The following is a 22,345-nucleotide window of genomic DNA, read 5'->3' on the forward strand; positions in this document are numbered from 1 at the left end:
TTCGCATTCTGTCGGCCTCAATTTGAAGTGCCAGTTCGATTTTATCGCTAGGAAGCGTTTCAAAATAATTGGTTCTGTCATACCAGGTTGTTGCATTCAGCTGCGCTCCAGTATTCTGAAGAATGTCCGTAATCGTGTTTCCGTTCTTTTTATTGAAAGTCGGCGTTCCTTTAAACATTAAATGTTCCAAAAGATGCGTGGATCCCGTATTTCCTAAGACCTCATGTTTAGACCCCACGCGATATACAATCTGTACGGTTGCAACTGGCGATGCGTTGTCCTTCAAAAGCAGAACACTCATGCCGTTTGGCTGGTAAAGATATTCCTCAATTCCGCCGAGTTCTTTTATTTTCTTAAAATTAACCGATTTATTCTGCGCTGAAATTATGGTGCAGAACGCAAGCGAGCAATAGCCCAAAAAGAGGTATTTTTTCATGTTTTATAATTGAGATTATTTTTAATTTGCAGTTGCAATTTACGGTTTTCAGTTTTCACTCAGACTGGAAACTGAAACTAAAACAAGTTACTTTATTTCCTTAAAATATGCTTTTACTACTAATGATGATTCTTTTGAAAGCATAGCCGACAATTCGCTGTTGCTGATTTTTTTAAATTCTAATTTTTCACGCCAATATTTCTTAAACAGATTCAATAGCTTCATAATGTTTCATAATTTGGAAGTTGTTTCTTATTGCAAGAATTTACAATTTAAAATCAGAGTTAAAAGAGCTGCTTTTTCACAGCTCTTCTATTTGGTTTTTCTGTTAAATTACTTTTGCCTACTAACTCAAAATAAAAAATGAAACATAGAAAAACCTCTATAACAATTTAAAATTGCTTATTCCCTGTTCTAGCCAATTATTGTAAAAATCAATATCCGGATTATAAGCAGTTGGTTTATTTAATTCTTTTCCGTTATGATCGATTAATACATAATAAGGCTGTGCGTTGGTTTTGTATTTCAGAATCTGGAATTCGCTCCATTTCTGTCCCGTATATCTTAGTTTTTCTCCCGTAATTTTAGAAACCGTTTGTTCATTCTCAGGAAGTTCTCTTTTATCATCCACATACAATGAAATTACGACCACATCGTTTTTTAGATGTTTTAAAACACTTTCATCTGGCCAAACCTTCTCTTCCATTTTTCTGCAGTTTACACAAGCATATCCAGTAAAATCAAGCATTACGGGTTTATTTTCTTTTTTAGCATAAGCCATTCCTGCTTCATAATCATGAAATGTGATCATATTATGTGGTCCTTTTTCTGCACCATCAGGAAGAGCCGATTCTGCTGTCAAGACAGAACTCTTAGAACTTCCGATTCCTTCTGGAGATTCGCTGTAATGCATTGGAGGAGGAAATCCGCTGATTAATTTTAAAGGTGCTCCCCAAAGTCCTGGAATTAAATAAATAGTAAAAGTTAAAACCAAAACTCCGAATCCGAGTCTGCCAACTGAAATGTGGTTTAATGGACTATCATGAGGAAGCGTAATTTTTCCGAATAAATAAAATGCCAAAGCTCCGAAAACGGCGATCCATACAGCCAAAAAAACTTCTCTTTCTAACCAATGAAGCTGTAAAACCAAGTCGGCATTTGATAAAAATTTAAACGCCAAAGCCAGTTCCAAAAATCCAAGCACTACTTTTACAGTATTAAGCCAGCCTCCAGATTTTGGCAAAGCATTTAACCAACCTGGAAAAGCAGCAAACAATGAAAATGGGAGTGCGATGGCAGTCGAAAAACCGAGCATTCCGGCAATTGGAGCTATTCCTCCTTTTGATGCTGCCTGAACTAATAGAGTACCAACAATTGGACCTGTACATGAAAATGAAACCACCGCCAAGGCCAGCGCCATAAAAAAGATTCCTACAAAGCCTCCTCGGTCTGCTTGCGAATCCACTTTATTCGCCAACTTGTTAGGAAGTACAATTTCGAACGCTCCTAAAAATGAAACGGCAAAAACTACTAATAAAATGAAGAATATCAGATTAAACCAAACATTTGTGGAAAGTGCATTAAGAGAATCTGCTCCAAAGAGAGCCGTTACAAGAGAGCCCAATAATACGTAAATAACTATAATCGAAATTCCGTAGATTACAGCATTTCGAATTCCCGCAGCTTTTGTTTTGCTTTGCTTTGTAAAAAAACTAACGGTCATTGGAATCATTGGGAATACGCATGGTGTCAGCAAAGCGGCAAAACCAGACAAAAAAGAAACAATAAAAATAGCAAGCAGCCCTTTATCTGAATCTTGATCCTTTTGAATTGGATCTGAAACGGCAACTACTGCTTTTTCTGAAACTGTTTTAGTCAAATCAAAAACCAATTCAACGCTTTGAATTTCTGAAACTTCCTGTTCATTTCCTGTTGTAAACTCAACCAATGCTTTAATTGCATTCTGCTTTTTTGAAACTGCTATTTTCTGTTTAAAAACAGTTTTTTTTTCAAAAACCTTCGTTGTGGTTTTTAAAATAGGATCTTCTATTGTTCTGCCTTCTTCTTCAGTTGTATTTCCTAAAAGGCTAAAACCGCCTTCACTATCATCAAACATAAAAGTGGTAGCAACGGAGCTTTTTCCTGGAACATTTTGAGAATATAAATGCGAGCTGGAAATAATAGTCGCTTCTGCCGACAAAATGAATTCTTTATCCGAGATTTTTTCTACAACAGTTTTCCATGTGACAGAATTTGTTTTTTGTCCGTAGCCAAAGCTAAAGATCAAAAAGAACAGTAAATAAATTACTTTTTTCATAAAATAAAGTTTCTCTTATTTAATTTTAAAAAGCAATTCCACTTGCTTAGGCGGAAGGCACTTAGTATCATCGCAAGCCATAAATTCGACATTCGCATTAATTTGTTTTGGTGCTTTGTCCTTTATTTTAATGCGTTGTTTAAAAATGGTTTTATTTTCAAAATATTTGATTTTCATTCCATAAATTGGATCATTCACAACATGGCCTTCCTCTTCTTTTGTATTTCCTTTTTTCAAATATTCTCCTTTTCCATCAAAAGAAAATTTGGTTGGAAGCGGCCCTTCTTCTGGAACTGTCTGTGAATATAAATGCCAGCCTTTTTCTATCGCTGCTTTGGCAATAAGTTCATATTCTGATTCTGATATTTTTACCACACTTGTAGTCCATTTTACTGGATTATATACTTGCGCGTTTACTGACAAAGCAAACAGAATCATCAGTATTGCAATTACTTTTTTCATTTTTGATATTTTTATTTTTTTAATATAATCCCTTATTTCGATGTATCAATCAACCATTTGTATCCTCCTGATTCTGTAAAGAATAATTTAGATGAATTGGTACTAAACCAATTCTCCCATTCCTGTGGATTTTTCTCTAAACCCGTGTAGCGAGTAAGTATTCTATTGGCTAAATCTTTTTCCTTATTATTTTGTAACAGATAAATGCACTGCTGTAAAAGCTTCACATCATTATTTCCTATTCCTAGTTTTTTAATGTCTTCATCCAATTTTAAAGTGTAGAAATCTTCTGTTCCTGAATACATATATTTTTTATTATCGGATAGATATTTTTTCAATTTATCGACGTTCTTGGCATATTCAGGTTTAAAGAAATTTCCCGATTGCTGTTTGATGTATTCCTCCCAAGTTGGAATAGGAATTGTCTGTGATTGTGCTGCTACAATGGCTTCCTCCATTTCACTAACTTTTTCGCCATTTCCTTTTTTTGCCAATATTTTTTTTATCAAATTCTGACTCTGAGCATTTACTTCATTTATATAAACTTTATAATGTTCGAAAGAATCTTTGTTTAACTGTGCAATCATATCATTGATATAAGTTGTTCTAACTGCTATCTGTTGATTGTACTTTCTTGCTATAGGTTTCTGTCCTTTAAATTTCTTAATATAAACTACAGAATTGGCAAAAACCTGTTTAGCTTCGTTTGTCATATAATCTGGAGAAGCCGAAAATCCCCATAAAAAAAAATTACCATGACGTCCAATAGCTACAGCTCCAACATCTTTACTGTTTACGCCACTTGAAATATATTCCGCATCAGGAGAATCTAGAAATCCGTCACCTCTTGATACTAATCCAACTCTGTATCCTTTTCCTTCCATATATCCTTCTTTCTGAACACGCCACATCGGAATTTCTTTTGGAACATTTTTACCTGAAGGATAGTGAAAAATTCCATCTGGTGTTGGTTTTGTAACCATTGTGAGATTTACTGGAAAAGGCCCTTTAAAGATCGGATGTTCTGTTTTTAGGTGATGTGCGTCGGCATCTAAACATAAACATAGCCAGTCTAACTTTAAACCAATAGTTTCTCCCATCATGGGCGCGGTGTGACCAATAAAAATCGTAGGGAAGTCAAAATCTTCTTTTAAATATTTTGCAGGTTTATATTTTGGTGTTCTTTCCCCTTTCTCCCATGGATTAATTCTTTGATCAAATACTGTAACATCATAATTAGCAGACATATCCATTGTATAACTTCTAGCATCTACTGCTTTAACTGTAGTGAAATATTCTTTTAAGTAACTTTCAAATGCATTAAAACGAGTTTTAACATCTTCCTTAAACCGTTCAGGCGAATACCCTCCTGTACCTGTTGTTGAATTAATAAACTCCTCTGTCAATGGAACTGCAGGGTCGTATCCTACGTACAATACCGACAGCTTTTCTTTTGCAGGTTGCTGCGCAAAAACTGAAACCGCTGTACTAAACAGTATCGCCAGCACTACTATTCGAACTCTTATATGTTTCATTATATCTTATTTAAATTTTAATTCAATGGTTTTCGTATTGGGCTGTAAACATTGCTTGATATTACAGGTCTGATAAAAAAGTCCTGCTTTGATAACGAAGTCCTTTTCGATATTTTCGACTGAAAAATATCTTATGAATTCCAATTCTCCTTTGTAGATAAAAATATTGTCTTCGTATGGATACGAATTCGGTTTTATCCAATCTTCTAAAGGAATTACACTTTTAGGTACCTCTAGGACCATTTTATACTGAATATAAGGCTGAGTATTGGGAACATAAGCATAGATATGCCAGCCATCCAGTAACTTAGCTTTGACTATTACCGCAGCTTGCGTTTTATTACCGTTCCAAACCAGTTTTGCGTCTACTGAAACAGGATCTGAAGCTAATGGTTCTTTTACTTTAAAGGCTATGGCAGTTTTTTCAACTTTTTTAACAAAGGATTTATCCAAAGGTTTTTGTCCGTAGGTTTTGACCATAATGAGTAAAAAAAGGACAAAAGCATATTTTTCGATTATTTTCATACTCAAGATATCTATAAGCTTCGTTATTTACCTGAAAATATTGTAGCAAGATCCTTATCCATTCTAGCATCATCATCTTCTCCACCATCATATCGGGCAACGATAATTCCGTTTGGATCTACTAAAATTTTGGTTGGAAGCACATGAATATTGTAACCTTCGCTAATGTCTTTTTCAGGATTTATTTTTTCGTAAGTTCCTTGTTTAAGCTCATAACCTCTAAGAACATGTTTCCAAACTCCAATTCCGTCCTTTTCAACTGCTTTTTTCCATTTGTCATGATCTCTGTCATCATCTGAAACACCTAAGATTTCTAGTCCTTTTGGTTTGTATTCTGCATATAATTTCAATAAATGCGGATTTCCTTTTCTACATGGTACACACCATGAAGCCCAAAAATCGACCAGTAAATATTTGCCTTTAAAATCATCCAATTTGATTGGACTTCCATTAATATCCACAGTATTAAAAGGTCCTGCTGGTGCGCCTGGCACTCCTTTTTTCATGTTTTCTATCTCGGCTTCTAAAGTTTTAGCCATTTCTCCTTTTTTGTATAATGGATTAAAGCTCTCATAATACTTTTTCGCTTCATCGTAGCTCAGGTTTCTTGAATTCATTCGCAACAAAAACAAGCTGTAATACGATTTTGGATTGTCTTTCATAAATTGAAAAGCTGCATTTTGGTATTCTTTATACATTGGCTCTAAACGTCCTCTTGCATCATTGTCTTCGTACTTGATTGCTTCAAGAACTTCCTCGCTTTTTTTAGCAGCTCTTGCATCATCATATTTTTTTCTAATGGCATCAAACTGATCCAATTCCTTTTTATATTTCAATCTAATCTTGTCGGTGGTTGCATCGTATTTATAAACATCATCCTGTGCTTTTGAACCTTTTAATTTTGCTTTTGAAAAATCTGCATAATTTAATTGTAAAGTCATTGGTGACGCTTCTGCAAAAAGAGATACATACGCTTTTTCAGTCATTTTTCTTTGATTAGAAGTATTCGCAATTGCAATGTATTCTACAGGATCTTCTAATTCTCCGGTGATTTGAAATTTTCCTTTACTAACTGTAACGGAATCCATTTTTTTTCCTTGTAAAACATAAATTTTACCATCTGACAATCCTGTTACAGTTCCATCTATTTTAAATTTCCTTTGCGCTTCACAGTTATTTGCAAAACTTTGAAACAGCAGAAATAAAACTGCTATTTTGATTATATTCAAGTCTTTCATTTTTCAACTTTTTAAATTAAATTCAAATAATTTATCAGATTACTTACTCTTGAAGATCTTGGCCAAATCTTCATCCATTTTTTTGTCATCTGCTTCGCCTCCATCATATCTGGCAACGATGATTCCGTTTGGATCCACTAAAATTTTAGTTGGTAAAGAATGAATATTATAGCCTTCGCTAATATCCTGATCAATATTTATTCTTTCATGAGATCCTTCTTTGTACTGTAAGCCTCTTAAAACGTGGCGCCAAACTCCGATTCCGTCTTTTTCAACTGCTTTCTTCCATTTATCTTCATTTTTATCATCATCAGAAACACCTAAAATTTCCAATCCCTTTGGTTTGTATTCTGCGTACAATTTTAATAGATGCGGATTACCTTTTCGGCACGGCACACACCATGATGCCCAGAAATCAATCAATACATATTTTCCCTTAAAATCTTCCAGTTTTAAAGGTTTTCCGTTGATATCGGTAGTATTAAATGGTCCCGCTGGCACACCAGGAATTCCCTTCTTCATTTTTTCTATTTCAGCCCATAAATACTTTCCCGATTCTGTATTCTTATAAAGCGGATTAAAACTGTCGTAATAGACTTTAGCTTCATCGTATGTCATTCCGTTTAGGTAATACAGCAGCGTGCTCATACTGAAATACGATTTTGGATTATCTTTCATAAATTTCAATGTCGCATCTGTAATTTCTTTATAAGCTGGTTCTAGAAACTCTTTTGCATCATTGATTTCGTATTTGATGGCTTCTGTCGTTTTTTCATCTTTTTTTGCCGCTACAGCATCGTCAAGCTTTTTATGAAGTACTTCTACTTTATCAAACTCTTTTTTGTATTTCTTCATGATTTTATCTCGAATCGCATCATATCTGTAGCTGTCATCCTGAGTTTTTGATCCTGTCAAAACACTTTTTCTAAAATCTGAATAATTTATTTTTAAAGTTTGAGCTCCTGATTCTGCCAAAACATACGTAAAGGTCTTCTGATCTCTGTAATTGATTTCTGAATCTTTTAGCAAACTAAGATTATAGACAGGTTCGCTCATATCACCATCGATTTGAAACTTGCCATTTTTTACTTCTACTGGAACAACTGCATTGTTTTTATAGGTGTAGATTTTGCCGTTTGTTAAACCTGTAATTGTGCCATCGATGTGAAATTTCTGCTGTGCTACTGCCTTAAAATTTAAGACTGACAAAAAGAGACTTAAAAGGGTTATTTTAATTATGCTTAAATATTTCATGATTGTTTATTTTAAGTTATCCTGATTTTATAAACTCTCTATTTTAGTTTTTAAAGACAATACCCTTGCGTTTGGTTCATCTCCTTTATCAGTAGATTTTTTGATATAAGCGTTGATGTTTTCCAATCCCTTTTCTTTATTTGCTGTTTTTAAATAAAGACTTGCCAGACAAAAGTTAACCGCCAGTGATTCTGGATCTGCACCTTTAACACTTTCAATCATTGTAATCGCTTTTTGCTCTAATCCTGCTTTGTCCAAATCAGGATTAACCGCTACACTATAAGCAGTATTGATGTAAGTACTCAAAGCTTCTTTCTGATTTTTTGCAAATGCTTCGTCTGCTTGTTTTTTATTAAAATCAAACCATTTATCGTATTGCTTTTGAGCTAAATAATGCTGCCCATAATAGTATGTTTTGTATTGACTTTGCTGCGGAGAAACATAATCTTTTTCTGTTTCTGTAATCGCTTTGTCTAATTCTGGCAATGTTTTTTTAGTCGCGATTTCTGTTAAATAATTGGATATTGCACTTCCAATTACATATTCGTAACTTTCTTTTCCGATGTACGGCTTATCAATAAAAGCTTTTTTGTTTTTTATAAGGTAATTGTAAATTTTGCTTTTGTAGTCAACTCCTGCGTGTGCGATTACAGTAAAACCATCTTCTGTTAAATACTGCTCGGGTTTCATTGTCGGAAAAACATCTTTACCCACTTTTGCTATTGCTTCTAAGTTGTATGCTGTGTATAAAGCTTTTACGTATTGCGCTAAAAAAGCCAAATCACGGTTTCCTGATTGATATTGTTTTTCTAGATGATCTAATTGTTTGGTTGGATCAAAAGCAATTTTTCCCTGCTCGATAAAATCTTCTGCTTTTTCTGCACCTGTAGCTCTGTGTACCACTTTGCCTTCAGCATCCATAAAAAGCAGCGTCGGATAAGCATTTACATTGTAGGTTTTTGCTAATTCGATTCCTTCTCCTTTTTCCATATCCATCTTAATGCTTACAAAATTGGCGCTCATATATTCTCCAACTTTGGGCTGCGGAAATATGTCTTTTGCCATCATTTTACATGGTCCGCACCAAGTCGTAAAACAATCCATAAAAACCATTTTTTTTTCTGCTTTGGCTTTTGCCAAAACTTCCTTGAATGTACTGTGCTCAAAGGAAATTCCCTGCGCACTTAGTTTTGGAAGAACCAAAAACATTACTATTACAATTGCGATTTTTTTCATTTTTTGTTTGATTAGATTATTTATAGTTATTATTTTTTTCTTTGAAATCGCCTTAAAAAAAAGACATAAGAATGGCGGTACACCTATAAAAAATAAGTGAATTCTTTAATTTTAAAATTCGAAATGAAATGTAAGACTGGGGAAGCTTGCAGAGGAAAAAAATCAAATTTCCCCAGTCCTTGTGCTAAAAATTAATACGATGGATTCTGTTTAATAACTTTATTCCCTGCATCTATAGATTCTGTTGGAATTGGCAGAATAAATTTATCTGAGTTTGTCGCTGTTGCTTTTACATCAGACACTTTAAATCCACTTCCAAAGCCATCAGCATAATCGTATCGGATTAAATCAAACCAAGTTTCACCGCCTTCGGCATATAATTCGGCTAATTTTTCAAAACGAACAGCTGTCAAAAACTGCGCTAGAGAAATCGTATTTGGATACGTTTCAAAACCATTTCCGCCTGTTGTCGTAGCTCCTGCTCGGGTTCTGATGGTATTAATAGCAGAAAGTGCATCAGAAGTTACCGCATTATTGGCTCTTGCACTGGCTTCGGCTAAGATTAAATAAACCTCTGCCATACGCATGTGGTAAAACAATTCATTAGTTCCTGATGTGAAATACGAAGTATATTTAGTTGTATAATAACCACCATATTGGAGATTGGTTATAAAGATCGAGGTTCTTGCATTATCATAAGTAATCGATTGTGAACCTACGGTTATACTTCCGGCAATGGCATTTTTATAAACTTGAGAAATATTAGCCGAAAATCCGCTGTAAAAATTTCCAATTCCCAATCCTGCATTTGATTCACCAGCTGTTCCAAATAAAATTTCTGAACTTGTAAAAATAGCAGCCGAATCATGATCGTCAAAAATAGCTCCGTAAGTCGGTTCTAGTTTAAAATTAGAACCACTTGTAGCAATAATATCTTTACATAAAGCTGCAGCATTCGCATAATCGCCTTTATATAATAATACTCTAGCTTTTAATCCTTTTGCAAAAGTTTTATTGGTGTATTTTTTATTTCTAAGATCTGGTGCATTTGCAATACCTTCATCTAAATCGGCAATTATAGCAGTATACGTTTCAGCAACAGTATTTCTTGGACTTATTTCTGAATTTTTTACTGGCGCAGTTCTAACTAAAATTCCGTATTCTGAATTCACATCATAAAACTGCCCAAAAGTACGAAGCAAATAAAAATGCCCTAATGCTCTTAAAATCTTGGCTTCTGCCAAAATCTCCGCTTTTCTTCCTGGCGTTGTAAAAACTTTATCATCAAGTACCGTTACTTTTTCGATAAGCCAGTTTGTACGGTTAATTAAATCATATAAACCACCGTAAATATATTTTGTATCTCCAGCTCCTGTTGCAATTGGGTTGTTATTTGCCCAACCAGATGGTTCAGGTTGTGCAGCTCCACTTGAACCGTTATTACTGTAACCGCTCATAATATCTGGAACTAGATAAAATATCGGAAATGCACCTCCTGCACTTTTTTGTCTAAATGCTGCATAAGCACCTGTAAGCGCTAATTCTGCAGACGATTCACTATTAATTGCTGTATCTGCTTCAAGTGCATAAGGCGGTTTATAATCGTCCAAATCCTCAGTTAACTGGCACGAAGTTACAGTAAGCGCAATACTTACTAAACCTATGTATATATATTTTAAATTTTTCATTTCTGTCTTTTTTATAATTATTTACAATTAAGTTAGAAAGTAACATTTAGAGAAAATGTAAAAGTTCTGACATTTGGATATGAGTTTCCACCGTCTCTTGTAAAACCGGTAGTTCTATTAGCAAAAGAAGTCGAAATAACATCTTCAGGATCTAATCCAGGATAATCTGTAATCGTTATTAAATTATTACCGCTCAAAGACAATCTTACTTTAGAAAGCCCAGTGTTTTTAAATAAACTTGAAGGCAAATTATAACCAATAGAAGCAGAACGCAATTTGATGTAAGATGCATCTACAACCGATCTAGATGTTGCTGTATAACCATGTGTTGGCGACGCATATCTTGCGTAAGAAGCATTTGGATTTTCGGGTGTCCAAGTGTCAAAAACCTCTGGAGTAGGATTTGTAATAGCATCTGTATAATACAGATTTGAGATTTTTTCATACTGTCTTTGCGCACCTTGAGAGAAGTTCCAGTTCATTGTGAAATCCCAGTTTTTATAGGTTACCGTATTGTTCCATCCACCAAAATAATCTGGATTAATATCTCCAATTGGACCACGGTCTAAAGTGGTGATTTTTCCGTCTCCGTTAATATCTTTAAAAATATAATCTCCTGGCTGTGTTAACGTACTTTGGTAAACACCTCCAGCTGAAGCATTCAATGCATCTATTTCTGCTTGCGTTTGTACAATTTTAACGACATCATAACCCGTAATAACACCAAGCGGTTTTCCTTCAATAACGGTTTGTGATCCTGCACTTGCACCATAAATATTGTCAACATTGTTTTTTATAGTTGAAATATTGAAAGAAGAATTCCATCTAAAGTTTTTAGTTCTAAAAATATCTACTCCAATTAAAAACTCCCAACCTTTATTCGAAACGTCCGCTACGTTTGTGTTCCAGCTGATAGATCCTGTTTCATAAGGAAGCGGAGTAAATAAAATAATTCCAGAAGTATTTTTTTCAAAATAAACTAATTCACCAGTAACTCTATTATTAAACAAAGTAAAATCAAGACCTAAATCCAGCTGATCCGTTTCTTCCCATTTAATTTTAGAGTTAGGAACTCCCGTAACTGCTATACCATTTTTTCCGTCATAAAATGAATCTCCATTTTCTAAAGATTGGTAATAAGCTAAATAAGTAAAGGAAGGAAGATTATCAGAACCCGTTCTACCAATAGAAGCTCTTAATTTTAATTGATTAATAAAAGAAACTTCTTTCATAAAATCTTCATTGTGAAGATTCCACGCTAAAGCTCCAGAAGGGAAAAATCCGTAACGATTATCTGGTCCAAACTTGGTTGATCCGTCTCTTCTGGCTGTAAAAGTTGCCAAATATCTTGATTTATAGCTATAGTTTACTCTTCCAAAAATGGAGTTCAATCCTTGTTCAATACTTTCACTTTCAACACTATCGGTAAAATTAGAAGAACCAATATTGATTAAAGTATCATCATCAGGAAATCCTCTATAATGTTGAGCGTTTGCATCATAACGGGTGCGATTCCATGAAACACCCGCAACTGCATCAATTCTATGATTTTCGCTTATTGTTTTATTATAACTCAAAGTATTTTCAAAAGCAGTTGTCCAGCCTTCATTATGCTGTACGTCTAGCCTCGCGCCTGGTCTGTCATAATACAATCCGTAAAATAAAGCATTGGTACTTTTAGAAGTAGAAAATCCGTTTGTTTCGTCTGAGTTTACTGAAGCATTTAACTGAGACTTGAACTTAAGTCCGTTAATAATCTGTACTTCAGCATAAATAGAACCAAGTAAGTTTTTAGAAAGCGCTTTAGATCTTGATTGCATTCCATCTCCTAAAGCCGTGTATTGCTCTCCATAGTTTCCTATGAAAGTAGAATAAGAACCATCTTCATTAAATGCAGATAAGTCTGGTCTGAAACTTCCAAGCGCAAGCGAATTAAATCCTTTAATTTTATTTATAGAATAATTGTAATTTACCGATCCTCCAACTTTGAAAGAGTTCGTTATGTTCGCATCTAAATTTGTACTAAATGTATAACGTTTAAAATCATTTTCGATCATAACTCCTTCCTGATCAGAAATTCCGGCAGACATCATATAATTAACTCTTTCGCTACCGCCATTTACATTAAAACTATATTGTGTCCACATTGCATTTTTGTTGGTAATTAAGTCTTGCCAGTTAGTATTGGCTTTTCCGAAATAAGTATCAGGATTATTTACAATTGCAAATTCCTGCGGAAAATAAGACCAATACATCTCTGGATATTGGTTTAAAGTTTGTTGTGCTTTTTCTGTGGAAAACTTAATATATTGATCGGCAGATAGATAATCATACATTTTTACAGGATTCTGAAAAGTACTTGAGGCATTAAAAGAAAATCTTGGTGCCTGATTTCTCTTTCCTCTTTTTGTAGTTACAATAATTACCCCACTTGCGGCTCTAGAACCGTAGATTGCCGCAGCCGATGCATCTTTTAAAACGTCAATACGCTCAACATCATCTGGATTAATTGCCAAAAGCGGATTTTCTCTAGAACCATAATTAATCAATCCTAAACTTTCTGAGTTTGGTGTAATAGAAATTGGCGTTCCGTCAATCACATACAAAGGTTGGTTATCTCCTCTAATCTGTGTTAAACCACGAATATTAACAGAAGATCCTGCTCCTGGAGCTCCACCTCTGCTCGATACATTTACGCCCGGAATTTTTCCGATTAAAGCATTATCTATTGTCTGCGTTTTAATCTGCTGAATATCTTCTGATGTAATAGAACTTACAGAACCCGTAAGATCTTTCTTTTTTGTGGTTCCGTAACCTACAATCATTACCTCCTCAAGAGCACTAACTTCTTCTTTTAAAACAATAGAATATGTAGTTTTAGATTTGCTAATCTCTTCAGTGTAAAATTGAAAACCAACACCACTAGCAACCAGATAATATCCTACTTCGGCCGTAATACTGAAAGTTCCATCAAAATCAGTTGTAGTTCCTCTGATAACAAAATTTTTGTTATTTCCTGATCCAGATGGTTTATAACTAGAAACGTAAACTGTAATTCCCGGAATTGGCTGTCCATTTGTATCTGTTACCTTTCCTTTTATTTCTATTGCTTCTGCAGTTTGCGCCATTTTTACTGGCGAAACTTCTTTAATAATTATAGTATTATTTGAAGATACTTCATATTTGAAATTTCCTTTTGAAAGACTCTTTTCTAAAAGAGTGCTTACACTAATGGTTCCTTTTTCGAGTTCAATCTTTGGCAAATCATCAAACATGTCAGAACGATAGACAAATCTGTATTGGGTTTGTCTTTTAATAAGCTCAAAAATTTGGTCAACAGTTGCTTTTTGGTCCTTTTTAATTACAATTTTGACATTCTGAGAAAGTAATTCTGATGGGGCAAAGCTAAAAAGCGCCAGAGAAAGAAAAAGAATAAGAGTGCGCATAATTAAAGTTGAAATGCTATTTCTTTTAAAGAAAACAGCTTTAATAATTTTAATTTTCATAATTTTGGTTTTGGTTTATCAGTTAATCTTGAATTAATTATAAGTCCTATCACAGGAAAAGATGGTTTGTACTTCGACCCACGAACCACTTTTCCTTTTTTTATTATAACTTATAATCTCCTTCTTACTTAAAAATTACAGTTTTTTGGTTTATTTCATACGGTATCTTATTTGTGTTACTTATTATATTTAAAATTTCCTCTATTTTCTGATTTTTGTCTAATATTCCGTTGAATGTATTATTTTCTATAGCCTTATTTTTAAAAATAATTTTGATATCATACCAACGCTCTAAAACTTTCATGATTTCTTTTAAAGGCATTTCTTGAAAACTGAAAATTCCTTCTTTCCAAGACACTTCATTAAATACATCAACTGAAGCAACTCGAATGTTGTGGTTATCTAATACAGATTGTTGTCCAGGTTTAAGAATAGTAGTTTGAAAAGAACCTGATAAATTGACTTTTCCTTCTACTAATGTTGTATATATTATTGGAGTATCCTGATAAGCTCTAACATTAAATTCGGTTCCTAAAACTTCAATGTTTTGATTACTTGTCAATACATTAAAATGTGACCCTTTATGTTCGGTACTTGGAGAAACATCAAAATAAGCTTCACCATAAACCAATTCTACCTGACGAGGGGCACCATCAACAAAATTTACAGGAAATTTCAATTTTGAATCCGAATTCAGCCAAACTTTAGTGCCATCGGCTAATTTTATAAAAAATTGCCCGCCTCTTGGTATTGTTAGATAATTATATACAGTCGATTCTTTATTGGAATTAGTATTTCCATAAATAATTTCCGTTCCATTACTATGCACACCCGTTGCATTATAGCTTGATCCTTTTCCTAAAGCAACTTCTTCGCCACTTGCAAGAACTAAAATTGCTTTGTCTGTACCAGGATTAATGACCGATTTGGTCGCCACAACTTTAATTTGTTCTTTATGGCTCCATTGATCTTTAGAAAAATAGATTGTAGATGCCATAATTACAATCGCAGCCGCGGCCGAATATTTCCAGATAGAAAGTTTTCTAACAGGAACTTCAATTTTGGACTCAATCTCAGACCATGCCTCTTTTTTATCTATCTGCTTTAGTAAAGCAGCGCGTTTTATAAGTTTTTCATCAGTAAGATGTTCCAAAATATATTTCTTATCAGAATCTGTAAAAAGATCCGAATCTAGAAGTTCTTTTGGTTTCTCATGCTTTAAAATCGAGGAAGCAATTTGATTTGAAAGTTCAATTATTTTATTAAAAATAGACATCTTATAATGATTATATATTACTAAGACGACAAGAAGTGAAAAGGGGGTTAAAAAAAATTACATTTTTTTTAATTTATTTTAAAATACCATGAATTTTCAATAGTATTACTGCAAATTCAATGATTAAAAACCATTAATTTCTTATCTCAAATACAAATGCGATAATAAAAAAACAGTCTTTTAAGAGAGGTTTTAAGCGCTTATAAGCAATTTTTTTCTGCGTCTTTATCGTATTTAACGAAATACCTAATTCTTCTGAAATTTCGGTATTACTCAAACCTTTAATACTCAGCTTTATAATCTGTGCGCATTTTGCTGGCAATGTATTTACCGCTTTTTCAATAATCACAGAAGTCTCAGAAATGACAACTTCTCGAAAAAAGAAAGGATCAGTTTCTATTTGTCCAATATCAGTATCTCCAATAGAAAAAGTTTCTTTATAACGCTTACTTTTTAAATAATCAAGTGAACGGTTTTTTACAGACGTATAGAGGTAAGATTTTATTGCGCTATCGTCTTGAAATTCAATTCTATCTTCCCACACTTTAATAAAAACCTCCTGAACAATATCTTTTGATACGTCTAAATTTTCAATGTACTTGTTGGAAAATAGGCATAATGAAGGATACAGCGTATTGAATACACTTTTATATTCCTTTAATGTTAAAATTTTTACTCCCATATTTTCCCTTTTGAAGGTTTTAAGAATATATCTTAATTGGTGTTTTATATTATGTGTTAAGAAAATAACTTTATGAGTCTAAAATTGTTATTATTATGCTAATATAAATAAATTGTTAATTGATGCGTAATGTCCATCCTATCAGAAAAATGCACTCGATTCAACAGCATCAGTAAAAATTTAAAATTAATACGCTGCAATCTTACCAAATAATGCATTTTTTGCGATTTTGACATTTAATTCAAGTAAAAATTACCTCTTCTAAAAAAATGTAAAAAAGACGATATTTTAAACATTTAACACCCAAAGTAAGATTATACCGCTAATTTCCTATTTAAAATTCCCGCTTTCGAATATTTGTTAAAAATACAATAATACGAATTCTCTAAAACTTACTCGCCATATAACTTCATAGCCCTTACTTTCATATAATTTGCATTATTGTAATTTTGCCAAATACGATCACGAAACAAATTTATATAAATTCTATAGAATTAATAGATATAAAATAATGAAATTTGTTAAAAAATAAAAGAAACTAACAAACTCACAAATAAAGCATTGATAATAAGACAATTAAACAACATTCTTTTTCCCTTAGAAAAAATAATTCCCATTTGTTTTTAAAAGAAAAATCCTATATCAAAATAATCCCTCAAGCTTTTATTTACAGCTTCTTCTAATTTGAAATGAAATTTGATTTAACATTTTTAACAAACAGTTTATCTTATTTTTTGACATAAGAAAAATCCTAGTTAAATATTGGTTTTTATACAAAGCACACTTTTTATTTCATTAAATTTGATCATAAACACCTAATTTATTGAAAGTTACAAACCAGTACATTTAAAATTTTCCAAAAAGAATGTAATGGAATAATACTTCGTTTGAGTAATAAAATGCCCCTTATTTAAAACCCGTAAAATTCTATGAAAGCCTACAAGATAAAATTACTCATCCTTTATATTTTTTTACATTTTCAACCCAGCACTTTTGCTCAGGGCGGAGGTCCTCCCCCACCAGGCTTACCAGGCGACGGAACTCCCACAATAGCAATAGACCGATACGCTAAACAGTTATTAGTCGCCGGACTCATTTTAGGTTTAATTGTCATCGTCTCGAGAAGAAGACTTTGAATAAAATATCTCTCTAAATCTACCGAAACAACATTATACTAACTTCATGAAAAAAAAAATAGTACTATTTTGTCTACTAGTTACTTCGACAATCACTTGCCAAGTATTCTTTAGCTCGAACTCTAATATGTATGTAAAAAATGAAGTCTTATACGTACAGCAAAATATTCACTTAAATACCGATTCCAATTTATATTTAAGGAATAACGCACAACTAATTCAGGGCGGAAATACTACATCTACAAATACGGGCTTAGGTTCTCTTTCTCTTTATCAGGAAGGAACATCAGACAATTATGATTACAATTATTGGTGTTCTCCAATTGGAATTCCAACTGCAGCAACAGGAAATACTAATTTCGGAATCACAGCTTTGGGACGCCCAACTACTGCAACAGCTACCACTCCAACAGTTATTCTTCCAGCAGGAAGTTACGACGGTATTTCAAATCCGTTATCTATTGCCTCTTCTTGGATTTATAAATTAATAAACGCTAATAATTATTCTCAATGGATCTTAGTTGGAGGTGCATCTACAATTGCTCCTGGCGAGGGTTTTACGATGAAAGGTACAAGCGGAACAGACCCTGCAGATCCTGAAGGATCAGGAGTTACTAATAATCCAGGCAGTGCGCAACGATATGATTTTAGAGGAAGACCAAACAACGGCAATATTACAGTAACATTAGGAGCAAATAATGCTACATTAACAGGAAATCCGTATCCATCAGCATTGCATTTAAATGAATTTTTATTGGATAACGACAATAGGACAATAACAGGCGGTACAGCTTATTTCTGGCAACAAGACAGAACAATAGATTCTCATTATCTCAGCGCTTATCGAGGCGGTTATGGTTCTTATGCTCCAATCAATACAACATCTAATGGTATTTATATTCCACCCGTTTTTAATGCTTACAAGCAAGATGGAACCGTTAATCCTGGTCCCGGTTCAGGAACAGGAACAGTTTTAGCACGCAGATATGCGCCTATAGGTCAAGGCTTTTTGTTGAATGGAACAGCAAATGGCATCGTTACATTTAAAAATGCTCATCGTGTATTTTTAAAAGAACTTTTGGGTGGATCACAATTTGAGAAACCGTCAAAGAAAAGTGAAGCAAATGAAGAAACTGAAGCTTTATCATATTTCAGAATAAATGCTATTATAAATAATCAATTTACTAGACAGCTGGCATTAGTTTTCGTTCCTGAAGCAACCGATGGAATTGATACAGGAATTGATGCACTAAATATGACCGCAAATCTTCCTGACGATGTTAATTTCTGGATAGAAGACGGAAACTATTTAATTCAAGGTGTAAACTTTGAGCCTACAAAAAAAATTCCGCTCTCGGTTAATGCCTCAGCAAATGCTACATTAAAATTCAGCATTCCAGAATTCATCAATTTTGATGCAACACAAAAAGTTTATATCTATGATAAATATGATAACTCTTATCATGATATAAAAAACAACTCTTTCGAAGTTGCAGTTGCGTCTGGCGCTTACAAAGATCGATTTTACGTAGCTTTTTTAGATCAAACACTTGCTACAGAAGAAAATTCCAAATTAGACAACTTTATCATTTATCAAGATAACATTTCTAAAAACATTAAAGCTTCAAATCCGAATAGTTTAGCTATAAAATCTTTTACACTATATGATATTACAGGAAAAACGGTATTGTCTAAAAAAGATTTAAAAACAGATTCCAATTACAATTTTTCGACCATTGGATTAAGTTACGGAATTTACATTGCAGAATTTCTAACCGATGATAACCAAAAACTTACCAAAAAAGTTTTGATTTCCAATTCTGGAAAATAACCCCAACTATTTAAGAGAAATTTTTTAAAACCTAAAACTACGCATATGCTTAAGAAATCTACATTACAAAGCCAAATCATAATATTGTTATTGTGTTTCTTATTATTTCCCAATACTTCAAATGCACAAATCGGAATAGGGACAGTTACGCCAAATTCTACTTCAATATTAGATATCACTTCTACAACACAAGGCATGCTTGCTCCAAGAATGACAACGGCACAACGAACAGCAATTACAACTCCAGCCGAAAGTTTATTGGTTTTTGATACCACCGATAAAGCTTTTTACTTTTATAACACCGCAACAACAGCATGGATAAAGATTGCGAATGAAAGTGCTCTTAAAAGAAATAATTACAAATTGGTAAAATCTGCTGCAGATTTAGCTCCGGAATTAGCTTTAGGTGGAGGATCCTCATATTTATTGAATAGCAATACACTTTATGAAATTAACGGAACTATCAATCTTACTAGTCCAATAAACTTAAACAATGCCTATGTTTCTGGTCTTGATGCAAATGAAGATGTTTTGTCATCAACAGGAACAATTTTTTCGGGAAATACGGGAGGAAGCATTAGAAATGTAACTTTAAAAGGAGCTACGGCATTTTCTATAAACGGGCCAGGTATTGCAACTGCTTCATCACTCTTGGTTCAAAATGTCGTTGTTGACGGAATGACAGTAAGTGTTGGAACTATTAATGGAATTGGATTATTTTTTGGTAACATTATTCAATACATTAATAATACTAATGGAATTACGTATTCTAATATCGGTAGTTTATTGCTGAATAATCAGGCATGGACATCTAGTAACAACGGAACTTTTGAAACCTTTACTGGCACATTTGGATTGATCCAAAAAAACAGTGGTTTCAGTACAATGAACGGAGCCGATGTAGCAATGGATGTAAGCAACGCTACGCTTAGCGTAGGAACTGGGGTTTTATTGGGTACTGTATTTTCAGGAACCACTACAAATGTTAATGGATATATTAACCGTTATCCTGCTGCGTCAACTTACACAGGATACAACTTTAGTACAGCTTGGACCGTAGATGCACCTGGCATTCCTAGAGAAGGTGATTCTGATTCAACTGGCGATATTAATCTCGATGCCCTTGTTGGTTCTGGTGCAACAACAACTTTTTCTGGCACAGGTGCATCCAGCAGGATAAAACTTAGTGGTACAACTACATCAAACAATCTTTTTAGATTCACCAGAGATAATAATAACAGAATTACCTATCGAGGAAATAAGACAAGATATTTTCAGGTAACAGCTTCAGTTTCATGTCAAGTTAACACAACAGACATAACACTTATCTTATATATTGCCAAAAATGGAGTTGTACTTCCTGACACAAAAGTATATGGAAAACCAACTACTGGCTTTCTTGCAAATGCGGGTATTCTAGCGCTTCCAATCGTAGGTACAATGCAACTAAAAAAAGATGACTACATAGAAATTTGGGCAGAGCGTTATGATGGATCAGGAAGTATGTCTACAGTATCTTTAAATCTTAGCGCTAGATAATTTTCTCAGAAAATAAGATTGTAGAACTAAACAATCACTATCTACCATTTAATTTCGAATGAATAAAAAAAAGCTCCTTAAAAACTTAAGGAGCTTTTCGGCAGCCGGCGGGTGCCTGAGGTATGCGGTAACTAACTAAATCTTTGTCCAGATCCTCCAGACGAACTCCGCCGGTCCCCTGTTTTCTTTTCTGTCTGATTACAAAGTTTATTGTACCTTTATTTAAACAAAAGTACCAAAATCGCTATTTAAATTCTTACACAATATTATTCTGAGATTACACTTTTTTAAGGTCGGCAAAATTTTTTTACTGTAAATATTATGTTTTGAAATGATCAAACTAGTATGTTACTAGAAATTTTTTCATTTCCAATTTCAAACTTTTAAAGTCTGTCAGCAACTTTTCAAGTAAATCTTTAAGTCCTTGGTAACTTCCAGGTTTTACGGCGTAAAAATCAGCACCGAGTTTATATGAAATTTTAATATGTATAGCGCTGCTGCTGGTAGAAAGCATTATAACTTTTACTTTTTTCAAATCTCCCGATGCGCTTCGAATTTCTTTTAAACATTCAAAACCATTTTTACAAGGCATATTAATATCGAGAAAAATAATTTCTGGAAGATGATCAGCATTATGGAGCGTATTGAGCAACTCATTTCCATCAGTAGTCTGCACCACATTGAGAGGAAGGTTTAGTTCTTCAACTGCATCAAGAAACAATATTCTGTCATCTTCATCATCATCTGCTAAATAGATAAGCTTCTCAAAGTTCTGTTGTGGTGACATAGCTTTTAATTTTAAATACAGCTTAAGAATTATAAATCTTAAATCTGCAGTGGTTACTAAAAAAACTTCAGTCCTTAAAAACTCACCCAAAGAATCCTATTTTGGAAAAGTTCTTATATAAAGATACCTTTTTTTTTCTAAGAAAACACTTTCAAAACAAAAGAAAAATATGGAAATGATTTACATTTTATTTCTACCTCGTGTAAATGCATATCTTTTAACTCTTAATTCCATTCTTAATCTAATTTACTATAAATAAGACATTTGCATTTTCTACATAGCCAATTACCATTCTTTCTTTCATCTCAATAAAAAATTGATTTATGTATGTACAGTTTGTACTTTTGCATTTATGAATGATAACTTTATAAATGAATACTTTGGGATAGGAATTCAAAATGGAAAAACCCCAGAAAATTTAGGTGTTTTATGGCGATCCGCTCAAAATTTGGGAGCTACTTTTATATTTACTATTGGTAATAGATATGCCAAACAAGCTTGTGACACTCATGATGCAGTGAAAGCTATTCCTTATTTTCATTATGAAACTTTTGAAGCCTTTTTTGAAAATTTGCCAAAAGGCGCTAGATTAGTTGGTGTAGAATTATCTGAAAAAGCAAGCGATTTAGAGACTTTTGAACATCCAAGACGCTGTGTTTATTTATTAGGAGCAGAAGATCATGGTTTACCTAAAAAAGCTATGGACAAATGTCATCATCTAGTGAAATTTAAATCGGAAAAAAGTTTGAATGTAGCTGTGGCCGGAACTATTGTTATGTACGATAGAAATTTGCCTAAGCCACGATCTTAAATCAAATTTGAACATAAAAAAAAAGGTCTTTCCGTTTGTAATAATGGAAAGACCTTTTTTTATGAATTGATTCTTACTGCAGAATC

General features: G+C 33.4%; 17 protein-coding genes. 3 read left to right on the forward strand and 14 right to left on the reverse strand.

The window, feature by feature from the left end; all coding sequences use genetic code 11:
* The 13 genes from LL966_RS22580 to LL966_RS22640 all read right to left on the reverse strand — a co-directional run.
* Window positions 1-436: M16 family metallopeptidase (locus LL966_RS22580; protein ID WP_229356462.1), on the reverse strand; the 436-nt coding region annotated here is incomplete at its 3' end.
* A gap of 87 nt (window positions 437-523) precedes the next feature.
* Entirely contained in the window at window positions 524-661 is a 138-nt protein-coding gene (locus LL966_RS22585; protein WP_229356464.1) for a hypothetical protein, read from the reverse strand.
* A 157-nt stretch (window positions 662-818) separates the two neighbouring features.
* Window positions 819-2,753, reverse strand: a complete 1,935-nt coding sequence (locus tag LL966_RS22590) for a protein-disulfide reductase DsbD family protein (RefSeq protein WP_229356466.1) — start codon at window positions 2,751-2,753, stop codon at window positions 819-821.
* Window positions 2,754-2,768: 15 nt separating this feature from the next.
* Window positions 2,769-3,215 (reverse strand): protein-disulfide reductase DsbD domain-containing protein, encoded by a 447-nt coding sequence (locus LL966_RS22595; protein WP_229356468.1) that lies wholly within the window; start codon window positions 3,213-3,215, stop codon window positions 2,769-2,771.
* A gap of 32 nt (window positions 3,216-3,247) precedes the next feature.
* Window positions 3,248-4,750 carry a hypothetical protein gene (locus tag LL966_RS22600; protein WP_229356470.1) on the reverse strand — a complete coding sequence of 501 codons (1,503 nt, stop codon included), beginning with the start codon at window positions 4,748-4,750 and terminating at the stop codon, window positions 3,248-3,250.
* 6 nt (window positions 4,751-4,756) lie between these two features.
* Entirely contained in the window at window positions 4,757-5,275 is a 519-nt protein-coding gene (locus LL966_RS22605) for a protein-disulfide reductase DsbD domain-containing protein (protein ID WP_229356472.1), read from the reverse strand.
* A gap of 23 nt (window positions 5,276-5,298) precedes the next feature.
* On the reverse strand, window positions 5,299-6,513 hold the full coding sequence (locus LL966_RS22610; protein ID WP_229356474.1) for a TlpA disulfide reductase family protein: 1,215 nt from the start codon (window positions 6,511-6,513) through the stop codon (window positions 5,299-5,301).
* A gap of 39 nt (window positions 6,514-6,552) precedes the next feature.
* Window positions 6,553-7,767: a TlpA disulfide reductase family protein gene (locus LL966_RS22615; RefSeq protein ID WP_229356476.1), complete on the reverse strand. Its 1,215-nt coding sequence runs from the start codon at window positions 7,765-7,767 to the stop codon at window positions 6,553-6,555.
* A 27-nt stretch (window positions 7,768-7,794) separates the two neighbouring features.
* Entirely contained in the window at window positions 7,795-9,003 is a 1,209-nt protein-coding gene (locus LL966_RS22620; RefSeq protein WP_229356478.1) for a thioredoxin family protein, read from the reverse strand.
* Between the two features lie 191 nt (window positions 9,004-9,194).
* Window positions 9,195-10,691, reverse strand: a complete 1,497-nt coding sequence (locus LL966_RS22625) for a RagB/SusD family nutrient uptake outer membrane protein (RefSeq protein WP_229356480.1) — start codon at window positions 10,689-10,691, stop codon at window positions 9,195-9,197.
* Between the two features lie 32 nt (window positions 10,692-10,723).
* Complete coding sequence (locus LL966_RS22630; RefSeq protein WP_229356481.1) at window positions 10,724-14,197, reverse strand: SusC/RagA family TonB-linked outer membrane protein; 3,474 nt, start codon at window positions 14,195-14,197, stop codon at window positions 10,724-10,726.
* Between the two features lie 124 nt (window positions 14,198-14,321).
* A complete protein-coding gene (locus tag LL966_RS22635; protein ID WP_229356483.1) occupies window positions 14,322-15,473 on the reverse strand; it encodes a FecR family protein in 1,152 nt (383 codons plus the stop codon).
* A gap of 133 nt (window positions 15,474-15,606) precedes the next feature.
* Entirely contained in the window at window positions 15,607-16,155 is a 549-nt protein-coding gene (locus tag LL966_RS22640; protein ID WP_229356485.1) for an RNA polymerase sigma-70 factor, read from the reverse strand.
* A 1,263-nt stretch (window positions 16,156-17,418) separates the two neighbouring features.
* Here LL966_RS22640 and LL966_RS22645 point away from each other — a divergent pair.
* Together LL966_RS22645 and LL966_RS22650 are read left to right on the forward strand one after the other, a co-directional pair.
* Window positions 17,419-19,122 carry a T9SS type A sorting domain-containing protein gene (locus tag LL966_RS22645; protein ID WP_229356487.1) on the forward strand — a complete coding sequence of 568 codons (1,704 nt, stop codon included), beginning with the start codon at window positions 17,419-17,421 and terminating at the stop codon, window positions 19,120-19,122.
* 45 nt (window positions 19,123-19,167) lie between these two features.
* The gene (locus LL966_RS22650; RefSeq protein ID WP_229356489.1) at window positions 19,168-20,661 is read left to right on the forward strand and encodes a hypothetical protein; all 1,494 of its coding nucleotides are present in this window, start codon (window positions 19,168-19,170) and stop codon (window positions 20,659-20,661) included.
* Between the two features lie 340 nt (window positions 20,662-21,001).
* Here LL966_RS22650 and LL966_RS22655 read toward each other — a convergent pair whose 3' ends face one another.
* Entirely contained in the window at window positions 21,002-21,448 is a 447-nt protein-coding gene (locus LL966_RS22655; RefSeq protein WP_229356491.1) for a response regulator, read from the reverse strand.
* Window positions 21,449-21,800: 352 nt separating this feature from the next.
* Here LL966_RS22655 and LL966_RS22660 point away from each other — a divergent pair, with 352 nt between their 5' ends.
* Window positions 21,801-22,259: an RNA methyltransferase gene (locus tag LL966_RS22660; protein ID WP_229356493.1), complete on the forward strand. Its 459-nt coding sequence runs from the start codon at window positions 21,801-21,803 to the stop codon at window positions 22,257-22,259.
* Window positions 22,260-22,345: the final 86 nt, after the last annotated feature.

Origin of the sequence: Flavobacterium chungbukense, assembly GCF_020805785.1 — a bacterium.
Taxonomy (GTDB): domain Bacteria; phylum Bacteroidota; class Bacteroidia; order Flavobacteriales; family Flavobacteriaceae; genus Flavobacterium; species Flavobacterium chungbukense.

What these genes read in the sequence shown, in the direction of transcription:
- LL966_RS22650 (WP_229356489.1), top strand. Translation starts at nt 19,168, where the DNA reads ATGCTTAAGAAATCTACATTACAAAGCCAAATCATAATATTGTTATTG.
- LL966_RS22615 (WP_229356476.1), bottom strand. Translation starts at nt 7,767, where the DNA reads ATGAAATATTTAAGCATAATTAAAATAACCCTTTTAAGTCTCTTTTTG.
- LL966_RS22610 (WP_229356474.1), bottom strand. Translation starts at nt 6,513, where the DNA reads ATGAAAGACTTGAATATAATCAAAATAGCAGTTTTATTTCTGCTGTTT.
- LL966_RS22605 (WP_229356472.1), bottom strand. Translation starts at nt 5,275, where the DNA reads ATGAAAATAATCGAAAAATATGCTTTTGTCCTTTTTTTACTCATTATG.
- LL966_RS22590 (WP_229356466.1), bottom strand. Translation starts at nt 2,753, where the DNA reads ATGAAAAAAGTAATTTATTTACTGTTCTTTTTGATCTTTAGCTTTGGC.
- LL966_RS22640 (WP_229356485.1), bottom strand. Translation starts at nt 16,155, where the DNA reads ATGGGAGTAAAAATTTTAACATTAAAGGAATATAAAAGTGTATTCAAT.
- LL966_RS22625 (WP_229356480.1), bottom strand. Translation starts at nt 10,691, where the DNA reads ATGAAAAATTTAAAATATATATACATAGGTTTAGTAAGTATTGCGCTT.
- LL966_RS22630 (WP_229356481.1), bottom strand. Translation starts at nt 14,197, where the DNA reads ATGAAAATTAAAATTATTAAAGCTGTTTTCTTTAAAAGAAATAGCATT.
- LL966_RS22635 (WP_229356483.1), bottom strand. Translation starts at nt 15,473, where the DNA reads ATGTCTATTTTTAATAAAATAATTGAACTTTCAAATCAAATTGCTTCC.
- LL966_RS22660 (WP_229356493.1), top strand. Translation starts at nt 21,801, where the DNA reads ATGAATGATAACTTTATAAATGAATACTTTGGGATAGGAATTCAAAAT.
- LL966_RS22600 (WP_229356470.1), bottom strand. Translation starts at nt 4,750, where the DNA reads ATGAAACATATAAGAGTTCGAATAGTAGTGCTGGCGATACTGTTTAGT.
- LL966_RS22645 (WP_229356487.1), top strand. Translation starts at nt 17,419, where the DNA reads ATGTATGTAAAAAATGAAGTCTTATACGTACAGCAAAATATTCACTTA.
- LL966_RS22595 (WP_229356468.1), bottom strand. Translation starts at nt 3,215, where the DNA reads ATGAAAAAAGTAATTGCAATACTGATGATTCTGTTTGCTTTGTCAGTA.
- LL966_RS22655 (WP_229356491.1), bottom strand. Translation starts at nt 21,448, where the DNA reads ATGTCACCACAACAGAACTTTGAGAAGCTTATCTATTTAGCAGATGAT.
- LL966_RS22620 (WP_229356478.1), bottom strand. Translation starts at nt 9,003, where the DNA reads ATGAAAAAAATCGCAATTGTAATAGTAATGTTTTTGGTTCTTCCAAAA.
- LL966_RS22585 (WP_229356464.1), bottom strand. Translation starts at nt 661, where the DNA reads ATGAAGCTATTGAATCTGTTTAAGAAATATTGGCGTGAAAAATTAGAA.